Here is a 21,584-nt window from a genome sequence, read left to right as displayed (position 1 = left end):
GCGCGATTATACAAAGGCGGACAGGCTGCCCGCCCCGAACCTCTTGCGGCCGGCGCCGCGCTCAGGTTCCCGGCGCGTTCGCGGGTGTGACTTCGAGCAGGATGACGTGGTCGGGTACTTCCACGGTGAGTTGGCGCACGTCGCGATGGATTTTGCGCGGCTCCGCTGAAGCGAGCGGATCGTAAAGCTCGACGCGTTTTGCTGTTTCGCCAAAGTCGAGACCGACGCGCGCGGGCGGGCTGGTGAGCGGCTTTCCTGTCGCACGGTCCCAGATGAGCGTCTCGTTCCAGAGCACCAGCACGAAACGGCCATCCTTTTTCTGCAGCAGCAGACTATTCGCCGATTGCGGCATATCCGAAAGCGTATAGGCGAGCGTGTTGCTCGCCGCTGCGCTTGCGCGCCGTGTGATGTTGGCGTTCAGGATCGACGTGAGATTGCGAATGGCGTAGGCCACCGGCTTGGGACTGTTGTCGTTGCGAAAGAGCCCGTAGTGCATTTCGTCGTTCTTGTGCGCCGGATCGGGCTTTTGGTCGAGCAGTTCATAAACATAGAGCCGCTTCACGCCCGCCGACGCCGCATCCATATAACCGTTGAGAATGCCCTTGGCCTGCGTGTCCTCGTCGACGCCGAGCATGTACCAACCCGCTTGCGGCAATGAAAAGTAGCCGAACTCGGTGATGACGAGCGGCAACTGAAATCTCTGGCCCAGGTGAATCGCCGCAAGCATCCACTTGTCGCCGTTCGCGTTCCAGAGGGGCTGCTCGCCGTTTTGCGGGTAGACATGCTGATTCGCAAAGTCGGCCGAAGCTGCACGCGTCTCGACTGACTTGGGGTCGAAGCCGGTCGCGTCGTATACGGGCACTGCTTTGAGCTCCGGCATGCCGTGTACGCGTGCGTAGAGGTCGCGCTGCACAGCGAGCCCGGCTGCAGCGCCGGTCAGCCCCTGGTAAGCGACTGGAAAGTTGTTGAGTTCGTTGGGGCCTTCGATGGCCGCAACGCTACCGGGCACCTCGGTATTCAACTGCGCGACCTGCCCGATATGTTTCTCGAAGTCCGCGCCCATCAGGAAGTTGAATTTCACCCCGCGCTGCGCGAGATAGACATAGCTGGAGAACGGGATGGAAGAGCCGGGCGGGTAGTCGCGGACGTGGTGAATACCGAGCCACGCCATATCGTCGGCGACGTTGTGCACGTTGACGTACGCGCCGTCGGTATAGCTGACGTGGGTGTCGACAGCGAGCGTCTGGAGGAATTCGTCGGCTGGCATGGCGTGCACAGCGTCGCTCGCGTGCACCGCCGATACGCATGCGAGTGCGCAGATACCTGCCGCCAGGCTTTCAATGGTACGTATGCCGAACGGCCAGGTCCGTTTCGCGTGTCTCGCGTCTCGCGAACGGGCGGTATCGGTGGGCAGACGATGGGTGTTTCCTGCGGAATGCATCACGGCGTATTCCTCGCGTGGAGCGGTTGCCGGCTACCGATTACGCGCGCTTGCTCGCTCCACGCCGGCATTTTCAATTGGCTTACCCACGTTGGAGGCGCAGCCAGAAAGCATTTTGCCGCGTCATTGGCCACATCATGTGTGCGACGGCGAACGGATAGACACTCCACAGGAGACTAGATTCCGTCTATCACAGATGTCGCGATCAAATAAGGAAAATAGAGTCGATTGTCGCGATCTCCAGGGTAAACATTAAGGAATCCTATATATCAATCAGGCGAACCGGGTCCGAGAGCCGTTGCGTTATGTGCGGTTGCGCACATAACGCAACGCTCGCATTGTGACTTGCAGAGCGCCCCCAGCGTGGTCCGCATCATAAGGCAGCGGCGATCGGAAACTGTTGGTGGGATTGCGCACGGTTCCTGCGTCGCTCGCGCCGTAATGTGTTGTCGTGGGTTATCGGGGCAGGCGGCACGTGACGTAGGGATCGCCTGAGACGGGGATTTCCGTGCGTTCGCCGATGGCGGACGACTGCCAGCCCATGAATGTCTGACGAACACGACACGCACTGGGGTAGGGAAATGTCAGAGTTAACGCAACGGTCAGAGTTTGCGCAACGTACGGTCGACATCGTGCTGCAACGTACGGTCGATGTCGTGCTGATCGTGCTGGGCGCCATTTGCGCCGTACACCTGAATCTGAATTCCGGACAGGTGGCCGAGGTGCATCACCCCGATCCCACGCTGGTGGCATTTTGCGCGGCACTCGCGCTCTCGGTCTTTCCCGCTTGCGGGACCTATGGCACGCGCGGCAGCCGGTCGCTCTTCAGCGTCGCGGGCCGCACGGCGTTCGCCTGGCTCGCGGTGCAGCTTTGCGGACTCGTGCTGCTTTATGCGATTCATCACGATCATCTGCTGGCGTTGCCGTGGTTCATGTACTGGACACTGACGACGGGTATTTCGCTGTTGCTGTCGCACACGCTGTTCTTTTCGGAATTCAGCGTGCTGCGACTGACCCGTGAATGGTGGCGCGGGGAAGCTTACGAAATCGGTTCGCGCGACAAGGTTCGCAGCGCTGTCATCGGGCACGCCTTGAAACGCGTCTTTGACATTGTGGCGGCAGTGAGTGCGATCGTGCTGCTCTCGCCGCTGCTCGCCGTGCTCGCGCTGCTGGTCAAGCGCGATGGCGGTCCGGCGCTATACGGCCATACGCGCGTAGGCCGCCATGGCAAGAAATTTCGCTGTCTCAAGTTCCGGTCGATGGTGGTGAACTCGGAGCAGGTGCTCAAGGATCTGCTCGAGCGTGATCCCGAAGCCCGCGCGGAATGGGAGCGTGAATTCAAGCTCAAGAACGACGTGCGCGTAACGCGGATCGGCCACTTTCTGCGCCGCTCGAGCCTCGATGAACTGCCGCAGCTCTGGAACGTCCTGCGCGGCCAGATGAGTTTTGTCGGCCCGCGCCCGATCATCGACCAGGAGCTGGAGCGCTATGGCGAGGCGAGAAAGTACTACCTGATGGCCACGCCGGGTATCACGGGCCTGTGGCAGGTGAGCGGACGCAACGATATCGACTACGCGACGCGCGTTCTGCTCGACGTTTCCTATGTGGAGAACTGGACCTTCCGGAAGGACATCGGGATTCTGTTCAAGACGTTTTTTGTCGTGATTCGCGGAACTGGCGCGTATTGAGCTGCGAGCGAGCCGAAAAAGAGGGTGAAAGCGGGCTGCAAACGTGTTAGCACGAGACGCGGTTGACATATCAGGTATCCGGTTCACACGGCATGACCCGGGACGCATGTAACGGATTGGGGGTGTTGCGATGGGACTGAATGCGATGAACTGGATCGGGAGTACGCACGCGCGTGTCGGGCGGGATGTTGGACTCGCGGGCGCGCTGCGCCGCGGGGCTGCGTGTGCCGTTTGCCTGGCGCTCACGGCGCTGAGCGGCTGTGCTCTGGCGCCGGGCATGACCTACACTTCCGGAGCGGCGGGTTCCACGGCGAACCCGGGTGCCGTTGCGGCATCTGGCGCAGCGGTGCCTGATAGCGTGGCGGCCAAGGGAATCGCTGGTGCACCGACCGGTACGCTCGTCGAGATCACGAGGGACCTCGTCGACAAGGAGGCCGCGGCGCGGCCCAAGGGCATTCCGGCAGACGTGCAGCAGATGTTCGCCAAAGCCACGCCGTATGAAATCGGCCCCGGCGATATTCTCACCATCGTCGTCTGGGATCACCCCGAACTCAACCTGCCCGCGGGCGGCGGCGGCGGCGACGGTCCTTCGGGCGCCAGTTCGGTTGCGTCCGGCTACACCGTCGATAACAACGGCTTTATTCAGTATGCCTATATTGGTCCGCTGAAAGTCGCGGGTCTTTCGGAAATGGGTGTGCGCGATATCCTCGCGGGGAAGCTCGCGAAATACGTACGTCAGCCGCAGATTACCGTGCGCATCGAAACCTATCGCAGCAAGCGCGTGTATCTCGACGGCGAGGTCAAGACGCCGGGCGTGCAGGTGCTCAACGACCGGCCGATGACGTTGCCCGAGGCGATCAACCGGGCCGGCGGCTTCACGAGCAATGCCGACCGCTCGCATGTGTCCGTGACACGTGGAGACACCACAGTGGATATCGATATGCCGGCGATGATCCGCAAGGGGTTCAATCCCGACCGGATCGTTCTGCACGATGGTGACCTCGTGCGGATCTTCGCCCAGATGGACAGCAAGGTTTTCGTGGTCGGCGAGGTCGAGCGTCCTGGCGGCGTGATGTTCAATAACGGACGTATGTCGCTCAACGAGGCACTTGGCAATGCGGGAGGGATCAACCAGTCGTCGGGCGATGCGTCGCAAGTGTATGTCGTACGTGGACGCGATACCAGCCAGCCGACCGTGTTCCATCTCGACGCGAGCAGCGCATCGGCAATGGCCACGGCCGATTCGTTCGAGCTCAAGCCCAACGATGTCGTATTCGTCGATACGTCTACTCTCGTGAAGTGGAGCCGTGTCATCAGCCTGATTTTGCCGACGACCCAGGCCGCTGCGACGAGCCGTGCGATTGGATACTGATGTACACATGAACAATACAAACCACACGAACCGCGTCAGCCGACCTGTTCGCTTTCGGGGGCACAAAATGAATAACCGCGACTATCTGCTTGAAGGGCCTGCGGAGACGATCATGCCGATCGCCCCCGACGGCGGACATATGGGCAATATGCTGGATACACTTTACGCGGGCCGCAAGACGATCCTGATCGTTACGCTGATCTTTACGCTTTTCGGCACCCTCTATGCGGTACTGGCATCCCCTGTCTATCAATCGGACATGCTCATTCAGGTGGAGGAGAGCCCGAACGCGGCAAAATCGGCGCTGGCCGATCTTTCCTCCCAGTTCGCGGTCAAGACACAGGCATCGGCGGAAATGGAGGTATTGCGTTCGCGGATGGTCGTGTCCTCCGCCGTTGATGCGACCAAGCTCTATATCAAGGCAACGCCGCGCTATTTCCCCGTGGTGGGCCGCTGGGCCGCGCAACGTCTGAGCCTCGACCACTGGTCGGGCTGGGGCGGCTACGCATGGGGCGGCGAGGCGATCGAGGTAAGGCAATTCGACGTGCCGACGCGCCTGCAAGGCAGGCCGTTCGTCTTGACCTACCGGGGTAACGGGGCCTACACGCTCGAGGGCGGCGGCATCACGCTCGAAGGGCAAGTGGGACAAGCACTGCACGCCCCGACGGTGGGAGGCTCGATCGACCTCGTCGTCGGCCGGATCGATGGGCAGCCGGGCACGGTCTTCAATGTGATGCGCCTGTCCGAACTGAGCGCGATCCAGTCGCTGCAGACGGCAATCGCCATTACGGAAAAGGGCAAGGAATCCGATGTCATTGGTGTCGCGCTGGATGGTGAAGACCCGGTACTCACCAGCACCATTCTCAACGCGATCGGCAACGAGTACATCCGGCAGAACGCCCAGCGTACGCAGGAAGAAGCGGAAAAGCAGATCGCCTTCCTCGACCGCCAATTGCCTCTGCTCAAGGCCCAGCTCGAGAAAGCCGAGAACGAGTACAACTCTTTCCGCTCGGCGCACGGGGCCGTCAACCTGGACGCTGAAGCGTCGGCGCTGTTGCAGAGTTCGGCGCTGGCGCAGCAGCGTATCGCCGATCTGCAACAGCAACGCGCCCAGGCGATGGCCCGATTCACCGACGACAACCCGGCTCTCGTCGCCATCAACGGGCAACTGTCCGAAGCGCAGAAGTCGCTGGAACACCTGGCCGGCCAGACCCGCGCGCTGCCGCCGGTGGAGCAGGAGCTCGTGCGCCTGCAGCGGGAAGTGACCGTCGATACGAACATCTACACCAATCTTTTGAACAGCCGCGAGCAACTGCGTCTGATCAAGGCAGGGCGCGTGTCGAATGTACGCATGATCGACGCCGCAGTGCCACCTGAAGGACCGATTCGGCCGAAGCGCGCCATTATCGTGATCGCGGCCGTGTTTACCGGATTGTTTGCCGGCGCTGCGCTCGTGCTGCTGCGGCAGAGGCTCAACCGCGGCGTCTCCGTCGTGGAGGAGATCGAAGCGGGCACCGGGCTGGCAGTTTTCGCGGCCGTTCCGCGCAGCCGCATTCAGCATTCGCTCGCGCGTCGTTTGCCGTATGGCGCGCCCGGTGCGAACACAGTGCTCGCACATACGGCCGTGTTCGACCCGGCGGTCGAGAGCCTGCGCAGCTTCCGCACCGCGCTCGAGCATTCGCTGGCGGACGCGGACAATCGCGTCGTGCTGCTGGCGGGGCCGACACCCATGGTCGGCAAGTCATTCGTTTCGGTCAATCTGGCGGCTGTATTCGGTGCGTCGGGCAAGCGTGTGCTCCTGATCGACGCTGATCTGCGGCGGGGCTCGTTGAACCAGCATATGGCGGTGCCGAGTATGCCTGGTGTCACGAACATCTTCGAGCCCTGCCAAAGCTATGACCACGTGGTCAATCGCGACGTAATGCCGGGCGTCGACTTCGTCGCGACCGGAGGTTATGTGGCCAATGCCAGTGAGCTGCTGCAAAAAGACGCTTTCAGGAACTTCGTGGCCTGGGCCAATTCGACGTACGAACTCGTGCTCATCGACGCGCCGCCGATTTTGCCGGTGGCCGACGCCGGGATCATCGGGAAACTGGCGGGCACAGTGTTCGTGATCGCGCGCCAGGGCGCGACAAGCGTGACCGATCTACGCGAGTCCGTACGTCGCTTTGAGCAGGTTGGCGTGCCAATTCGCGGCGTGATCTTCAATGACATGACATCGCGTCCGGGACGCTATGGCAACGAATATGCCGCGTACGGCTATTCGAGTTACGGCTTTGCCAAGGACACGGGCAGCGCGAAGGCGGAGTAGCCGGGAACTGCCGGCAGTCGTGTGCTCGTCGGTAGCAGCGCCGCGGTCCATCGATTTGCCGGTCGAGCGGCGCCTTTTGGTTTGGACTCCTGGGCTGGAGCGGATTCGCCTTGGCTTCAGCCCACTTCACCGGCGGCGGCGTGACTGTCTGCCCGCACGAGACGCGAACTCACCACGCCCCTTCAGTCATCCGTCGTTTGACAGGAACCGCCAATCGCATTAGCGGCGACTTTCCATCTGAATTAGCGACTGACTCTCCAAAACCGCCTTTGGACGCGTGAGTTGGCGCGACATGAGCGACGGCGAACATTCGCCTGTGCGAAGACCGGCCACACTTCTAGACATATGAATTGCATGGCGTGGCCCGTTGAATCCGGCCGTGAGCGATGCCTTCCACCTTGGGACGAAACACGTGCTTGCCCCCAATCTGATGATTAACGGCCGCTTCCTGGGTCGCCGCGCGACGGGTGTCGATCGCTTTGCGTTCGAAACCATCCGGGCGCTCGATCAATTGATCGAATTGCGCGACCCGTGCGTCGCCGGATTGCGGACCGAAATCATCGTACCCGCCGCGCTGGCCGCCCTGCCGAATCCATTTCGGCACGTCGCACTGCGCGCGAGTGGAAAGGGAGGTGGCCTGCGTTGGGAACAACTGGCGCTGCCGCAAGCCGCACGCGGCCGGCTGCTGCTCAATCTCTGCAACTCCGGGCCCCTTTGGTATCGCCGTCAAATCACCGTGCTGCACGACGCGGCGCCCGCGCGCGTGCCGGACAGCTACAGCCGGTCCTTTGTTGCCTGGTATCGCCTGATGGCGCCGCGTCTTGGCCGCATATCGCGGCGTGTGATTACCGTGTCCGAATTTTCTCGGCGCGAGCTGTCTGACGCTTACCGTATTCCTGTGGACAAGATCGGCGTCGTGCCGGAAAGCGGCGAGCATATGTTGCGTGTGCAACAGGATGGAGGCAACGCGGCAAACGCGTTTGGCGAGCGTCCATTCGTGCTTGCGGTGGGCAGCCTTAACCGTCACAAGAATTTTCAGCTTGTGGCCGATGCTGCACGGCTCATCCGTGACGCTCAGTTCGACATCATTGTCGTGGGCGGCGGCGATGCACGAGTCTACGGGACGGGCCAGGAGGCGTTGCCCGAGTTCGTGAAGCATCTCGGCTACGTGAGTGACGGCGCACTCGCGGCGCTCTATCGCCGCGCCGCGTGCTTCGTTTATCCGTCGCGTTACGAGGGTTTCGGGCTGCCGCCTGTCGAGGCGCTGGCGCTTGGCTGCCCCGTCATCGCTTCGCGGCTGCCGGCTGTCCAGGAGGCGTGCAACGACGCCGTGCTCTACACGTCGCCGGACGATCCAGCGGAACTCGCGAGATTGCTTGAACGAATCACGAGCGATGCCGCGCTGCGTGAGCGTCTGCGCGAGCGAGGCCGCGCCCGGACCGCAGAACTAACCTGGCAAACGACTGCCACCAGGTTGATCGAGGAGATCTCGCCGTGGCTAACGTAACGCTTGCATCCAATCTTGCCAACGACGCACGCCGGTTCGGCCGTGTCGCGCTCGTGCATGAGTGGCTCGTCACCTACGCGGGATCGGAAAAGGTCGTGGAGCAGATTCTTCAGCTGTTTCCGCAGGCCGATCTGTACAGCGTCGTCGACTTCTTCCCGGAATCTCAGCGGGGGGTGCTGGGGGGCAGGCATGCAACGACCTCGTTCATCCAGCATCTGCCGCGGGCACGCAAATCGTTTCGGACTTACCTCCCGCTCATGCCGCTGGCCATCGAGCAGTTCGATCTCTCTTCGTACGATCTCGTGATTTCTTCAAGCCATGCCGTGGCAAAAGGTATTTTGACGGGGCCGAACCAGGTGCACGTCAGTTACGTCCATTCGCCGATTCGCTACGCGTGGGATTTGCAGCACCAGTATCTGTGCGAGGCCGGACTGCAGCGCGGCATGAAAAGCTGGATCGTGCGCGCATTGCTTCATTACATGCGTATCTGGGACCAGCGCACGGCGCATGGCGTGGATGCCTTCGTTGCCAACTCCGCGTTTGTGGGGCGGCGCATTCGCAAGGCCTACGGCAGCCAGGCCGCCGTGGTCTATCCGCCAGTCGATGTGGAGCGCTTCGAATTGGGTAACCACCACGAAGACTTCTATCTGATCGCCTCGCGGATGGTGCCATACAAGCGGATTCCTCTCATCGTCGAGGCATTTGCGGCGATGCCGTCGCGGCGTCTCGTGGTGATCGGCGACGGCGCCGATTTTGCACGCGTCAAGGGCTGTGCTACGTCCAATGTGACCTTGCTTGGCTATCAGCCCGACGAGGTCTTGGTCGACTACATGCAGCGTGCGCGGGCGTTCGTCGTTGCCGCGGAAGAGGACTTTGGCATTTCGGTTGTCGAGGCGCAGGCCTGCGGCACGCCGGTCATCGCTTTCGGGCGTGGAGGGTCGCGGGAGATCGTGCTGGATTCGCCGGATCCCGAACGCGGCACGGGGCTCTTCTTCAGTGAGCAGAGCGTGGAATCGATCGTCGATGCGGTGGAGCGTTTCGAACGGTTGCCAGCGCCCAAACCGGAGGTTTGCCGTCGCAATGCGATGCGCTTTACGGAGGAGCGATTCAAGCAGGAATTTCTAAGCGTAGTGGAACGAGCAATGGATGCCGACAAGGCGATTGCTGATGCGCCGCCGGTGGTGCGGCGTTGGCATTCAGCCTGAGTTTGGCGCGATAACGGCATCGTTCACGCAACAAGGTTGGGTGGACGGATGGGGGGGGTCGGCAAGTGGAACTGACGATATTCGGAGTCATCGTGTTCGTCGCCGGACTGGCGGCGCTCTACGTGTCGTATCGCGGCGCGATTTACGGCATGGCGGTGTTTTCCCTGTTCGGATGTACACTCGCGCTCGGACTGGGCGGCATCGGCATTTTGCCGGCACAAGTCTTTCTCGCGTTTTTCGCACTCAGGGCGTTCAATCTCGTGGGCGGGAAGGGGTTCGCTGACGCGGTCGCGCAAGGCAAGCCCGGCTTCTGGCTGCTCTGCACCTGCCTCTGGGGTGTTACGGGTGCCATCCTGCTGCCGCGTTTGCTGAGCGGCGCGACACTCGTGTTCCCTGTCGACCGCAGCAGCCAGTTCATCCTACTGCAGCCGCTTGGCCCTGTCTCTGGCAATCTGTCTCAGACGATCTATTGCATCGCCGATGTCGTGGTGTATTGCTCCATGATCGCGTTCCTCAAGTACCGTGGTGTGTACAGGACGCTCGCAAATGCCATTTTTCTGCTCGCCGCGCTAGACGCGCTTGCCGGCCTGATCGATATCGTTGCGCACGCGGCTGGCCTCGACGTCCTCTCCGCTATCAAGACGGCGCAGTTCGCCGATTTGACCGGCCAGGAAATGGCCGGTCTGGTTCGCATCAGCGGCACGTTCAGTGAAACCTCCGGCTTTGCGGCGTTTACGCTGCCGCTCTTTGTCTTTTGCCTGAATCTCTGGCTCGTCGGCTATCGCCCGAAACTGGCCGGCCCGCTTTCGACTGCAACGGGATGCCTCCTGCTTCTGTCGACTTCGGGAACCGCGTATGTCGGGTTAGGTGCGTATCAGTTCATTCTGCTCTTCAGTCGGCCCGCCGTGATCTCGCGTTTCGCCACCGTACGCAAGCAACGGCTATGTGTTATTTCGGCATGCGCGGGTCTGTTGGGCGTGCTCTACGTGATCGTCTTTCTGCCGGGGGTGGTGAAAGTGCTCGGGGATTTCGTCGATGCCGCGGTCCTGAGCAAGGCGGGTAGCGACTCCGGTGTCGAGCGAATGGGCTGGAATGCTCAAGGTATCACCAACTTCTTCGACACGTATGGAATAGGCGTTGGGCTGGGAAGCATTCGTGCGTCGAGCTTTCTGGTGGTGCTGGTGGCAAGCCTTGGTGTCGTCGGTGTGGTGTGCTACGGCATGTTCCTTGGGAAGTCACTGCTGTTGCCGGTGCCTGCCCATTACCCGTTCACGGAAAGGGCCGTCTGCTATGCGGCGCGGCACGCCATGATCTCTACGTTGATCGTGGCGTCGGCTTCGCTCAGCGTTTTCGAGCTAGGTACTTGTTTCTATATATTTGCGGCCGCAGCAGGCGCGCTCTCGGCACGTGTGCCGCGACGTGTGCCCGCGCGCGCCGCATGGGCTGTCAGGGGGGCTCATGAATAAAGTTCACGCGTCGTTTTCGAAAATCGAATTACTAGCGGTCTATTTCTCGTACGTGGTGCGGTACATCTATCCACTCATCCTGGTTCCTTATTACGGAAGAGTGCTCGGTTCCAGCGGCTACGCCGTGGTGCTAGCGGGGATGTCGCTGTCCAGCACGATCTGGCTGTGCGTCGATTTCGGCTTTTCCACCATCGGGGGACGGGATATCGTCCATACGGAACACATGAGTGAGCGCGATTCCATTTTTCGGGATCAGTTCACGGCCCGGCTGCTGCTGTGTATTCCGGGCTTGATCATAGGCGCGATCGCGGCTTGCAGGTCGGAAATGATTTCCGGTGTTCCCGGTGTGAGCTTTTTTGTCGTCGTCGGGGGGCTGCTGAACGCTTTCAATCTGGGCTGGTATTTCACCAGCACGGGACGCCCGAGAACGAGTGTGATGATCGAAATGCTGGGGCTCATGCTTTCGCTTACGTTGCTGTTTTCCTTCATTCGAAAACCGGCTGACATCGACCGCGTTTTCCCGGTAATTTTCGCTTCCAATCTGGCCCAGACGATACTGGCCTATTGGCTTGTCCGAAAGGAATACACCGGAGTGATCGCGTCCGTGCGGGCGGCCATTAATTTGATCAAGCGATCGGCCACTATCTTTATCTACAGTGGGACGGCGGTCCTGGTGCTCGTAGCGTCCACCTATATATTGTCGCTGTTGGCCTCGCCCGCGGAGGTAAGTGCCTTCGGTCTTTCGGAGCGCCTGGTTTCTGCCGGGTTGAGCATCATGGCGCCCGCGAGCCAGATTCTGGCGCCCAAGGTCATGTATCTGGTTACCCGTAATGAGGCGCGAGCTAATCTGATTGCTCGACGGACTTTTGCGATCTTTCTCCTCGGAGCGGTGGCCGGGGTGATCATCACAAAATCGCTTGCCGATTGGCTCGTACCGCTCCTGTTTGGGCCGGAATTTGGCCACGCAGTGCCCATTCTGAAAATCATGGTGCTCGTGCTGCCACTCGCCGTTTGCACGCGGGTATTGGGCATGTATTTCCTGATTCCCCGCAAACTCGAGAAACTCCTTGCCTTGAGCGGTGTGACTGCCGCGCTGGTGAATCTGGCTGCGGCCATTCCCCTTGCGGGCAACTGGGGCGCGACAGGCATGGTGTTGGCACGTTTGCTGGCGGAGGGTTCCTTGCTGCTTATGCTGGTCGTCGGCACCTGGCGAGCCGGCCTGATCCGCGATATTTTTGGAATCGAGGAAGGGGTCTCGTGGCAGGCGAGATTCAGCAGATGGCTCGAGTAACGGCGGTTACGGTGCGCAAGACATCCTGCAATGATCGACGAGGCGCCTGATGGATTCGATCGTCAGCTCACGAATAACCAAGGTGACGCAAATGAGCCAACCTTCCTTAAACAAGGATCCGCGAATCTGCCTGATCTTCGCCACGCGTGGCCGCGCGGAGATTCTTAAACACGTTGTCGCCTTCGTCGATCTGCAAACGGTAGGGCCCGATCTGATTATCGTGTCGTGCGTGACGGACGAGGACGTTGGCGATCTGGCGGTCCAGCCCGGATTGGTCGTGCTTAAAGGGAAGCCGGGGCTCACCGCGCAACGCAATCATGCCTTGAACCACGTGCCCGACGACGTCGACGTCGTCATTTTCCTGGACGACGACTTTCTGATGCATGGCGCGTGGATTTCGGAAGTGTTGAAGGCGCTGGACAGGGATCCCGCCATTGCCTGTGTTACCGGGACAGTCATCGCCGACGGCATCCATGGGCCGGGTTATTCCTTTGAAGAGGGGCGAACCATGGTGACCAGGATCGGCGAACTTCCGGATGGCCTGGTCGTGACGCCGACAGGCGGTCCCTACGGATGCAATATGGCGTTCCGGGCCAGCAGCATCGCTGGCCTTCGCTTTGACGAGCGCCTCGTCCTTTATGGCTGGCAGGAGGACCGCGATTTCGGAGGACAGATCTGGAATCGGGGTGGGCTAGTCGTCCGAATCAATACGGCGCTCGGGGTGCATCTGGGCATCAAGCGCGGCCGGGTGTCCGGATGCAAACTCGGGTATTCGCAGGTTATCAATCCGCTTTACCTGGTGAAAAAGAAAACAATGCCTTTGCGTCCCGCGCTCGATCACGTCGTGCGCAACGTCGCGAGCAATATTGTTCGAAGCGTTGCGCCGGAGCCGTGGATCGACCGGCGCGGACGTCTAATAGGCAATTTGATCGGCTTATGGGACTTTTTGCGAGGAAGGCTGACACCTGAGCGACCCGAGACTCTATAGAAACTGCCGGCGACTGCGATGAACAAACATTCCCATTTGGCGGTGCCCGATTGCCTGCGCGGCGTTGCAGCCATATCGGTCCTGCTCTTTCATCTCAATCACTGGCTTGGGATTCCATGGTTGGCCCCCAACGCGGGCATTGCTGTCGACTTCTTTTTCGGTCTCTCGGGCTACGTCCTGTGTGTGGCCTACCGGGGCCGATTCGAAAGAGGGATGGGCGGCGCGCTCTTCGCGCGTATCAGACTCATCCGGCTGATGCCGATGATAGGCATCGGAACGCTGTTGAGTGCATCGTATCTGGCGGCGAGACTGGTTCTGCTTCACGACGCCGACATTCATCCGGGCTGGCTTGCGGCCGCCACGCTCTTCGGCCTTTCGTGTATCCCGACGTTTGGTGCTCCCCACGCAATTGGCGGGCCGCAGGTGTTCCCGCTCAACGGCCCCGAATACACGCTATTTCTCGAACTGGTCGTCAATCTCTTCTGGATGCTCACGCGCCGGTTCGACGGAATGAAGTTCGCACTCGTCGTGGCGCTCACAGGCTATGCGCTTACCGCGGTGTTCGGAATGGGAGGCGACACGCCGCAGACTTTCCTCTCCGGCTTCCCGCGCGTATTTGGCGCCTATTATCTGGGCGTCCTGCTTTATCACACGGATGTGAAGTTCGGGTTGCTCTCGCTGAAGATCTGGAAATCGCTTTTCCTGCCGGCATCCGTCGCGACCCTCGTGATCATGGGATGGAATGGTCAGGTTCCCTTCTTCGTACAGTGGCTGTGGGCTGCCGCGGTGATGCCGTTGCTGATCCTCGGCGGTTCCTTGTTTGCGCTCGCGGGGCCGGTACGGACCGCCGCACTCGTATTGGGCGAACTGTCCTATCCGGTGTACGCGTTACATTACCCGCTATTTGTCTGGCTCAATGGAATTTATCAGGAGCTGATGCACCGGAAGGATCCGCTTCTCGAGGCCGCTTTGTTCGTCCCGCTGATCCTGCTGGGCAGCTACCTCATCATGCGTTTCGTCGATACGCCCCTGCGAGCTTTTTTCATCTCCCGATTTGGCCGCTCCACTGTCAAACCGATTCTCGATAGTACGGCGGCTGATACACCTGTATGAGCCGATGTGCGGGAATTACCTGTCACAAGACCGAAGCGGGCGGACGTGTGGATCGGCTTTGGTCGTATGACCGCCGGCGCGGGCCTGCGCACGTGAGCGTGCGGTAGCCAGCAGTGCCGCGCTCGGTGTGCCGATAGCATACCGGCTGGAGGTATGTTGTCGCGCGTAACGTCGGCAGCGGCGTCGCTGAAGGATTCGCGGCGACCGTTCTAGCCATAGTCCGACGGGCCAGCGGGGCTTCATGTGAGAAAGACTGACGCTTGTGTGCACGGGAATGGTATGAAAAGGATCGCGTCGAAAACGATAGCGTTCAACGGCAAGTTCTTCGGGGCAGGGCCGACGGGCGTACACAAAGTGGCCGAGGAGCTCATCGCAGCGACCGACGCCTTGATTGCCGCGCAAGCCGCAAATGGGATGGATTACGCTGTCGTCGCCAGAAATGGCGTGCAGGTGCCAGCCTATCGCCATATTTCCTGCGTTCGCGAGAGCCCGTGGGCGCGCAGGATGCACAAGATCGCGTGGGAGCAGTTTTATTTACCCTTAGCGAGCAGAAAGGGTTTCATTCTCAATCTCTGCAATCTCGGACCGCTGCTCCATCGCAATTCGGCGACGCTGATACACGATGCCCAAGTCTATTCCGCGCCCGAATCGTACTCCCTGTCTTTTCGGCTCTGGTACAAGTTTCTGTTCTTTTTCATTGGGAAGCGGCACAAGATCATCTTCACCGTTTCTGAGTATTCCAAAAGAGAACTCGTGCACTATGGCGTTGCGCCCGCCGACAAGATCGTTGTCGTGCACAACGGCTGCGATCACGTCTTACAGATCCGACCAGACGATAGGCGAATTGCGGTGTTGGGCCTCGATCCGAAGCGCTATGTTGTTGCGCTCGCGAACACCCAGAAGCACAAGAACATTGGCGTACTGCTCAAGGCTTTCGCGGGCGAACAGCTGAGACACGTCCCACTCGTGCTGTTCGGCGGCGCGACGCGAACTGATTTCGAGAGTCTCGGACATGACGTCCCGCCCAACGTGCGATTTACGGGCCGGATTACCGATGCGGAGCTCGTCGGACTGTTGGCCAATGCCGGCGCGCTTGCATTTCCCTCGCTAACCGAAGGGTTTGGTTTGCCGCCGCTGGAAGCGATGGCGCTCGGCTGTCCAGTGGTGGCCGCACCCTTCGGCGCGCTTCCCGAAGTTTGCGGAAACGCTGCGCTTTATGCCGACCCTCATAGCCCGGATGCGTGGCGAATGAATATTCTCTCTGTGCTCGACGACGAAGCAGTCCGGCAATCCGTGATATCCGCCGGGCGCCGCCAGGCGGGCGGCTTCACATGGAAGCGCGCGGCGCGCGACCTGTTCGAGACAGTGAAAGCCGTGACCGGCTGATTTCATTAAAGAATGCGATTTGGGGGGCAAGCAATGTCTATCGGTGTCGACTTCTCATTGGCGCTCAATGATCGAACCGGCAAACTATTTCTGGGCAAAGATATTATCTCGACGCTTGGCAGCAGGGTCGCGAGTATCCACTATGGACGATTCCACGAATTTCCAAGAAATGATTTGATGCGCCGTATCGCGGGCAGGCTGACCCACGAGGAAACCATTGCGAGGGTAAATAGCTCGCGGTTGGTTTCGCTTTTGCCGGTCATCCGCGATCCACGTCCTACACTGCATCTCGATCCATTAAGCGTCGTTCGCCATCGTCTGGAAGCGCAGGACGTTGTGCTTTGCCACGATGTGGGGCCGATCACGCACCCCCAATATTTCGCGCCGGGTGTGGAGGATTTATACCTTCGGGCCTATGATCAGATCCGAAGGGTGAAGCCTCACATGGTATTTGTCAGCAAGAGCTCTCAGCGAGAATTTCATGAGCTATATGGTGATGACTTTGCCTCGTCGGCCGTCATCTATATTCCAACCCGCTTGGGAGTCAAGGAGGGGGAAGGGCGTCCGGTGAAGGGCGTTTCGCCCCGTTTTCTTTTGACAGTGGGGAGTATCGGAAACCGTAAGAATCAGGCCCGTTGTATCGAGGCATTCTCGGCAAGCGGGCTTGTGGAGAAGGGGTGGCAGTACGTCATTGTCGGCGGGCGCGAGCCTGGTGCCGACGTCGCTATTGAACTCGCCAGGCAATCTGCCGGTGTCGTGATGCCGGGATATACGCAGGATGACGAGCTTCGTTGGCTCTACCGCAACGCATCCGGTTTTGTGCTGATGAGTCTGCTGGAGGGATTCGGAATGCCAGTGATAGAGGCGATCGAGTATGACTTGCCGTGCCTGGTTTCCCGCGCGAGTATCCTGACGGAAGTGGGGGGGGACGCAATGCTGTGCGCTGATCCGCTAGCCCGGGAATCCATCGCGTATGGTATGCGTTTGCTAGCCGAACTGTCTGGCGAGGAGCGTAGTCGGCGAATTTCCCAGGCGCGCGCGCATCTCCGCACTTTTGCGCGCGAGCCCATACTCGCTAGCTGGAGAGAACTGGTAGAGAGAATCGGCTGAGTCGGTGGTCCGTCCTGGGTACGGCGCGGGGCCCGAGGAGGGCTTCGTCCTTACGATCGAAGCGACTACGGTCTTCCGGTTCGATACGGTGCCCGACTGGCGTAACGATTTAATCGCAAGCGTTCAGCGTTTGACCAGCCGCCGAACCGCATTCAGCGGGGACTTCAATCGGGTCACCGGCGAGTGAACGACTTCCGCGAACGTTTTGGGATGGCGGTGCTCCAGCGTCGAGATGACCTTTCTTTTCAAGCTGTCGCGCAACGGTGAAACGCCGGGCGGCAACGGCTTCAGCCCAATCATGCGCAGAACGTAATTGGCCTGATAAACCCGCGCACGTCGCTCGAGCGACCTCATGCAGTAGTTGATGCTGATACTCACCGAAATGTTGTCGTCGTTCTTGACCCAATGCGGCGCCAATGGAGGGTGATGCACCACTTCGCCCGGGTTGAGCCGGAAGATCGTGCCGCGACTCTGCAGTTGACGACGATAACGCGCGGCCTCGAAGTTGCCCGCGTAGTAGCGTTCGACTTCCTGGTCGGGCACCAGCTCGCGATCGGTAGCCGGGAAGAGGCATACGTCTTTCGAGCCATGCAACTGGAAGAGGAAGTTGGTTTCGTGATCGATATGGAAGGGTGTCGAGATCTTTGGCGAGGAGACCAACAGTGTCATCGTCACCAGGGTGATGTCGCTGCGCAGCGGATAATCGGACAGCTCCTCGAGCTCGGCTGTAATCGAGTCGAGGACAAGGGCGTAGTCCGCGTCGTAAAGGTGTACCTGAGTGAGTTTGATCCAGGAGTCGTTCTCGTGAACGCTCGCAAACGCCTCTTTCAGCCGCGTGCTATGCGGCATGGCGCTGAATCTGGCTTCCAGCGAACTATTCTTGAAGTTGATCGCGCGGACGTTGCCATTCTTTTCAAGCATCCGCAGGGCGACCTCCTCGATCCTTGGGATCTCGAACAAGCCGCTTTCATGCAACAGGTGATTGAATTTGAACGGATGCAGATTGAAGTTGCTTTTGAATTCCTTGTTGCAGGCGTGCAGGATTTTTCCGTCTGAGGCGAGTTGGGGCGATGCATCGTCCAACGCCGCACTATGGCTAGTCACAGACATGGCACACCTTTGCAGGTTAGAGGGTATTGCTTGCAGGCTACTATCGCGCCCGTGGGCCAGATGTGCGTTGACGAACATCCAGGCCGGTTTAGGGCGTTTACCCGCGATGAGCGGTCTAGTTGACAGCTTCCTGCCTGGTCGCCGAAGGTGTGTCGGCGGCTCTGAAGCTTGGCCGGAGAAAATCGACGACCTCGGCGTCCGTGATCGGTTTGATATGCAGCCCGAAAGCGGCGTTCAGTGAAGTGACAAGGTACTGTGCCCAAAGGGTATTCCAGACGACGCCGGCATGAGTGTCTGAAAGGTAGGTGTTGTGCGGATCGTCGCCAGTGGTATTGGTGATTGCCCAGCCAGGCCCCAGATGCACGGTCTTGTAATTCGGGCGCCCATGATCATCGCGATTGCCCCACAGGCTTCTGAACCACAAGCCAGCGTCGAGAACATGGACATGGCGGTTCGCCGCGGCGAGCGCGCGCAAGCCATTGTTGAAACGATCAATGCCGGCGTCGATATTGGCAATCTCCCTGGCGGATTGCCAGCTGTTGAACTCGCCAGGCCAATCGGCGTCGCTGCCCCCGGTCACAAGCACGACATAGGTATCAGGGTGATATTTTTGGATTAGCGCGACGGCTTCGCCAATGGACTTGATGCAGGCATTGATTGCGCTCGCGGAGCGCACTGCATCGGGATCGCGGGACAGCTCGTCAAAAAGCTCGTGGCTGCTGAGATCGTTGTCGCCAATCTGGACCAGTACGACGCCGCCTCGCCAGGCTTGCGGTTCCATGTCCATCAAATCGACGAGTCGGATCGCCTGGCGCTGCGATTGCCCCATCAACTGGCTGCAGGTCGCGCCGCTAACCGCAAAGTTATAGCGGTAGTCCTCTTTGGGGGGCGTGCGGGCGAGCGCACCCAAAGCTTCGCTGGCCATGGCCCGATACTTGCCGGTTCCCCAAACGCCCCATTTGCCCTGGTCGATCTGGTCTCCCCGCAACTGGGCGAGCACCTCGGTCCACTGCCACGTGGTCGCGCGCCACTGGCCCCCTCGCGCGTGCGGATCGCTCGACATGACCGTGTCGTGGTAGGACTGGCTATTGGAGTCACCAAGCACGGCTAATCGCACCCTTCCAGACGGCGGCTCCGACGCGCTGGCGACGGCGACCGGCACACGGCGAAACAGGCCGGGAACGGCTAACCTGACAAAAAGGCCGGTGATGGACAGTACGCCGAACAGCGCGACCAGCAACACCCTACGCGAACGGGACATAGGCCATTTACCCTATCGTGGCGCACCGAGATCATGGCCCTTCAAGGGCGTTTTCCTGTTCGTCGTGCGCGGTTTCGGCAAAGCGGTCGAGCAGTTGCTTGCCCATGACCGCCGCGCCGGCCGCGCGGAACATCTGGTTGTGCATGCCAGGAACCTCGGTGACGACCAGTTTGCCGCTGATCACTTCACCCCAGCCCATGTCGTGTGCAAACAGGCGGCCCTTGAGCACCTGACCGCTGCGGAAGATCTGGACATTGCCGTCGTAGGGCTTCGGACGGTATCGCACCTGCTGCTCGCGCAGATAGCCGATATTGCGGCCATACCAGAGATTGTCGTCGATCATGTTGTTCGCGTTGTCGTTCTTCAGGAAGCCGAACTTCACCGCAAGCTGCGTCAGACGAAGCCAGCGAACGGTCCGAAACTGCTGGAGGAACGCAATCATGGACATCTCGCCACGCTTCGCCAGGCGGTAGTCGCGCGGAATGTCGTCCATACGCACCTGGACTTTGCGCAAAAGGCGATCGTACCAGGGCATCGATTCCCGATACCCCGGGCACCAGGAGTCGGTGAGGACGACGAGTTCCACCGTTTCGCCCTCGCGGCGCAACTGGTGAGCCGCCTCCAGCGCCATCGCGCCCAGCACACAGTAGCCCATGAGAATATAAGGGCCGCTTGGCTGGATCAGTCTGATAAGTCGCACGGCGTCCGCGGCGAGGTCCTCGAAAGCGCGCAACGGGAAGTTGGGCTGAGGCGTCTTCGGCACCATGGGAACGTCGACGATGGGCCGCACGTCGCCGACCTGTTTGGCCAGTTCATACAGGACCGCGATGTTGTTGAGCACGATGACGGGTGTTTGCGAACCCTCCTCGTTGAAGCGCACGACGTTGTGCGCTTTCGCCTCCAGCTCCGCACGGCTCATAAAACCGCTCACACCCACGCCCCCCGCGACTTGCGCCGTATCGTTTCCGGCGGCGGGCGCGAGTGCTCGCTGCGGCATGACTTCGGCAGTTTCCAGCACCTCGCGCCATTGGGCCAGATGCCGGTCGATCGTCTCGATGTCGTAGAGGTCGGTGTCGCCCTCACAGGAGATGCGCCAGCCCTCCGGGCGCCGCACCATGAAGAAGTTGAGGTCGTAGAGCGCGCCCGCGTTGAAGGAGGGCGAAGTCGTCGCGGCGAAATCCTGGCGTCGGACCTCATCGCCCATGCCGACGAAGCTTTGCTGCAAAGCGAAGTTGACCGAGCATAGCGGCGGCCGGTTCATATCCGACACTTCGCCGGCCATCTCCATCATCTCTTCGAACGGCACGTGCAGATGCTCGATAGCGTCGCTGAGCTTCGCGCCACACTGTGCGGTGACATCGGCAAGCGTGCTGCCCTGGGTCACATCGAGGCGCAGGATCACCGTGTTGATGAGCGGCCCGATTACGCCTTCGAGTTCCTGCTGATCGCGCACCGACATCTGCGTGCCCATGGCGACTTTGGGCTGCCCAGTCGTCTTTTGCAGCGACATCGCAAGGCCCGCGGCCGCCACGCTGAAGAGCGTCACGCCTTGCGCCTTGGCTGCCGTGATCAGACGCTCGCTCAAGTCGCCCGGCAACAGAATCGAGCGAATGACGCCCTGGAAGCGCCGCTCCGGCGGCCGGGGGCGGTCGCCCTTTACGTCGAAGCGGCTGAACCCTTTAAGCTCCTGGCGCCAATGGACGCGAGCGCGATCGATCGCCGCACTGGCCAGGAACTCACCCTTCCATAACGCGTAATCGCCATGGTGCAGCTCGACGTCCGCGTACTCGGGATCATGGCCCGCGTGCAACGCCGCGAGTCCTTCCACGAGTTCGCGCACGAGGATCGCGAAGGACCAGCCGTCCATCACCAGCGAATGGAAGGTCAGCTGCAACTCGCCTTGCGTGCTCGACCTCGGCAACCACACGGCCCGGAAGAATGACGCGCATGACACGTCGAAAGGCGTGCGTGCCTGCTCTTGACCCACGCGCTGGGCCTCGGCCAGCGCGGCTTGTTCATCCAGACCGCCGAGATCCACCACCGCGAGCCGGAAGGGGGCGCGGCTCCAGACCTGCTGGCGCAGCCCCGCGCCCGTCATCAGGAAGCCGGTGCGCAAGATCTCGTGCCGCGCGACCAGTTCGCTGAGCACCTGTTCGATGCTCGCGGCAGTGAGCGGCCCCGACAATTGCAGCCGGAAGGCGATGTTGAGCGCGGAGGCCTTAGGCGACGCCTTCTGCTCGTGCCAGTAGCGTACCTGGCAGGCGGTCGCCGGGAACAGGGCGTGGCCCGCCGCGACCTCCTGCACAGGTGCGATATTCAAGGCTATCGAGTTCAT

General features: G+C 60.6%; 15 protein-coding genes. 11 read left to right on the top strand and 4 right to left on the bottom strand.

Going from position 1 to position 21,584, the window contains the following annotated elements:
• Positions 1 to 61: 61 nt before the first annotated feature.
• On the bottom strand, positions 62 to 1,267 hold the full coding sequence (locus AB4Y43_RS08605; RefSeq protein WP_368683799.1) for a calcium-binding protein: 1,206 nt from the start codon (positions 1,265 to 1,267) through the stop codon (positions 62 to 64).
• Between the two features lie 755 nt (positions 1,268 to 2,022).
• On the opposite strand from AB4Y43_RS08605, the gene AB4Y43_RS08600 reads away from it, so the two are divergent.
• From AB4Y43_RS08600 to AB4Y43_RS08550, 11 genes are all read left to right on the top strand, one after another.
• Positions 2,023 to 3,129, top strand: a complete 1,107-nt coding sequence (locus AB4Y43_RS08600; protein ID WP_342947751.1) for a sugar transferase — start codon at positions 2,023 to 2,025, stop codon at positions 3,127 to 3,129.
• Positions 3,130 to 3,406: 277 nt separating this feature from the next.
• Complete coding sequence (locus AB4Y43_RS08595; protein ID WP_368727505.1) at positions 3,407 to 4,501, top strand: polysaccharide biosynthesis/export family protein; 1,095 nt, start codon at positions 3,407 to 3,409, stop codon at positions 4,499 to 4,501.
• Between the two features lie 67 nt (positions 4,502 to 4,568).
• Positions 4,569 to 6,812 carry a GNVR domain-containing protein gene (locus AB4Y43_RS08590; RefSeq protein ID WP_368727504.1) on the top strand — a complete coding sequence of 748 codons (2,244 nt, stop codon included), beginning with the start codon at positions 4,569 to 4,571 and terminating at the stop codon, positions 6,810 to 6,812.
• Positions 6,813 to 7,191: 379 nt separating this feature from the next.
• A complete protein-coding gene (locus tag AB4Y43_RS08585; RefSeq protein ID WP_368727503.1) occupies positions 7,192 to 8,319 on the top strand; it encodes a glycosyltransferase family 4 protein in 1,128 nt (375 codons plus the stop codon).
• Positions 8,307 to 9,524 carry a glycosyltransferase family 4 protein gene (locus AB4Y43_RS08580; RefSeq protein ID WP_368727502.1) on the top strand — a complete coding sequence of 406 codons (1,218 nt, stop codon included), beginning with the start codon at positions 8,307 to 8,309 and terminating at the stop codon, positions 9,522 to 9,524. Before AB4Y43_RS08585 ends, AB4Y43_RS08580 begins: the two co-directional genes overlap by 13 nt.
• A 65-nt stretch (positions 9,525 to 9,589) precedes the next feature.
• Positions 9,590 to 10,990 (top strand): hypothetical protein, encoded by a 1,401-nt coding sequence (locus AB4Y43_RS08575; protein ID WP_368727501.1) that lies wholly within the window; start codon positions 9,590 to 9,592, stop codon positions 10,988 to 10,990.
• Positions 10,983 to 12,281: a lipopolysaccharide biosynthesis protein gene (locus tag AB4Y43_RS08570; protein ID WP_368727500.1), complete on the top strand. Its 1,299-nt coding sequence runs from the start codon at positions 10,983 to 10,985 to the stop codon at positions 12,279 to 12,281. Before AB4Y43_RS08575 ends, AB4Y43_RS08570 begins: the two co-directional genes overlap by 8 nt.
• A gap of 49 nt (positions 12,282 to 12,330) precedes the next feature.
• Positions 12,331 to 13,269, top strand: a complete 939-nt coding sequence (locus AB4Y43_RS08565; protein ID WP_368727499.1) for a glycosyltransferase family 2 protein — start codon at positions 12,331 to 12,333, stop codon at positions 13,267 to 13,269.
• Positions 13,270 to 13,287: 18 nt separating this feature from the next.
• On the top strand, positions 13,288 to 14,382 hold the full coding sequence (locus tag AB4Y43_RS08560; RefSeq protein WP_368727498.1) for an acyltransferase family protein: 1,095 nt from the start codon (positions 13,288 to 13,290) through the stop codon (positions 14,380 to 14,382).
• A 279-nt stretch (positions 14,383 to 14,661) separates the two neighbouring features.
• Positions 14,662 to 15,768: a glycosyltransferase family 4 protein gene (locus AB4Y43_RS08555; protein ID WP_368727497.1), complete on the top strand. Its 1,107-nt coding sequence runs from the start codon at positions 14,662 to 14,664 to the stop codon at positions 15,766 to 15,768.
• Positions 15,769 to 15,801: 33 nt separating this feature from the next.
• Entirely contained in the window at positions 15,802 to 16,878 is a 1,077-nt protein-coding gene (locus AB4Y43_RS08550; RefSeq protein WP_368727496.1) for a glycosyltransferase, read from the top strand.
• Positions 16,879 to 17,001: 123 nt separating this feature from the next.
• Here the strand turns inward: AB4Y43_RS08550 and AB4Y43_RS08545 are convergent, their stop codons facing one another.
• The 3 genes from AB4Y43_RS08545 to AB4Y43_RS08535 all read right to left on the bottom strand — a co-directional run bounded on the left by AB4Y43_RS08545 (position 17,002) and on the right by AB4Y43_RS08535 (position 21,584).
• Entirely contained in the window at positions 17,002 to 17,988 is a 987-nt protein-coding gene (locus AB4Y43_RS08545) for a cupin-like domain-containing protein (protein WP_368727495.1), read from the bottom strand.
• Between the two features lie 115 nt (positions 17,989 to 18,103).
• Positions 18,104 to 19,249: an SGNH/GDSL hydrolase family protein gene (locus tag AB4Y43_RS08540; protein WP_368727494.1), complete on the bottom strand. Its 1,146-nt coding sequence runs from the start codon at positions 19,247 to 19,249 to the stop codon at positions 18,104 to 18,106.
• Positions 19,250 to 19,280: 31 nt separating this feature from the next.
• Positions 19,281 to 21,584 (bottom strand): condensation domain-containing protein, encoded by a 2,304-nt coding sequence (locus tag AB4Y43_RS08535; protein WP_368727493.1) that lies wholly within the window; start codon positions 21,582 to 21,584, stop codon positions 19,281 to 19,283.

The organism is Paraburkholderia sp. BR10872 (assembly GCF_040965835.1).
Classification (GTDB): Bacteria; Pseudomonadota; Gammaproteobacteria; order Burkholderiales; family Burkholderiaceae; genus Paraburkholderia; species Paraburkholderia nodosa_A.
This window is presented reverse-complemented; position numbering and strand designations above follow the sequence as displayed.

What these genes read in the sequence shown, in the direction of transcription:
- AB4Y43_RS08605 (WP_368683799.1), bottom strand. Translation starts at nt 1,267, where the DNA reads ATGCCAGCCGACGAATTCCTCCAGACGCTCGCTGTCGACACCCACGTC.
- AB4Y43_RS08600 (WP_342947751.1), top strand. Translation starts at nt 2,023, where the DNA reads ATGTCAGAGTTAACGCAACGGTCAGAGTTTGCGCAACGTACGGTCGAC.
- AB4Y43_RS08595 (WP_368727505.1), top strand. Translation starts at nt 3,407, where the DNA reads ATGACCTACACTTCCGGAGCGGCGGGTTCCACGGCGAACCCGGGTGCC.
- AB4Y43_RS08590 (WP_368727504.1), top strand. Translation starts at nt 4,569, where the DNA reads ATGAATAACCGCGACTATCTGCTTGAAGGGCCTGCGGAGACGATCATG.
- AB4Y43_RS08570 (WP_368727500.1), top strand. Translation starts at nt 10,983, where the DNA reads ATGAATAAAGTTCACGCGTCGTTTTCGAAAATCGAATTACTAGCGGTC.
- AB4Y43_RS08565 (WP_368727499.1), top strand. Translation starts at nt 12,331, where the DNA reads ATGGATTCGATCGTCAGCTCACGAATAACCAAGGTGACGCAAATGAGC.
- AB4Y43_RS08560 (WP_368727498.1), top strand. Translation starts at nt 13,288, where the DNA reads ATGAACAAACATTCCCATTTGGCGGTGCCCGATTGCCTGCGCGGCGTT.
- AB4Y43_RS08555 (WP_368727497.1), top strand. Translation starts at nt 14,662, where the DNA reads ATGAAAAGGATCGCGTCGAAAACGATAGCGTTCAACGGCAAGTTCTTC.
- AB4Y43_RS08550 (WP_368727496.1), top strand. Translation starts at nt 15,802, where the DNA reads ATGTCTATCGGTGTCGACTTCTCATTGGCGCTCAATGATCGAACCGGC.
- AB4Y43_RS08545 (WP_368727495.1), bottom strand. Translation starts at nt 17,988, where the DNA reads ATGTCTGTGACTAGCCATAGTGCGGCGTTGGACGATGCATCGCCCCAA.
- AB4Y43_RS08540 (WP_368727494.1), bottom strand. Translation starts at nt 19,249, where the DNA reads ATGTCCCGTTCGCGTAGGGTGTTGCTGGTCGCGCTGTTCGGCGTACTG.
- AB4Y43_RS08535 (WP_368727493.1), bottom strand. Translation starts at nt 21,584, where the DNA reads ATGAACTCGATAGCCTTGAATATCGCACCTGTGCAGGAGGTCGCGGCG.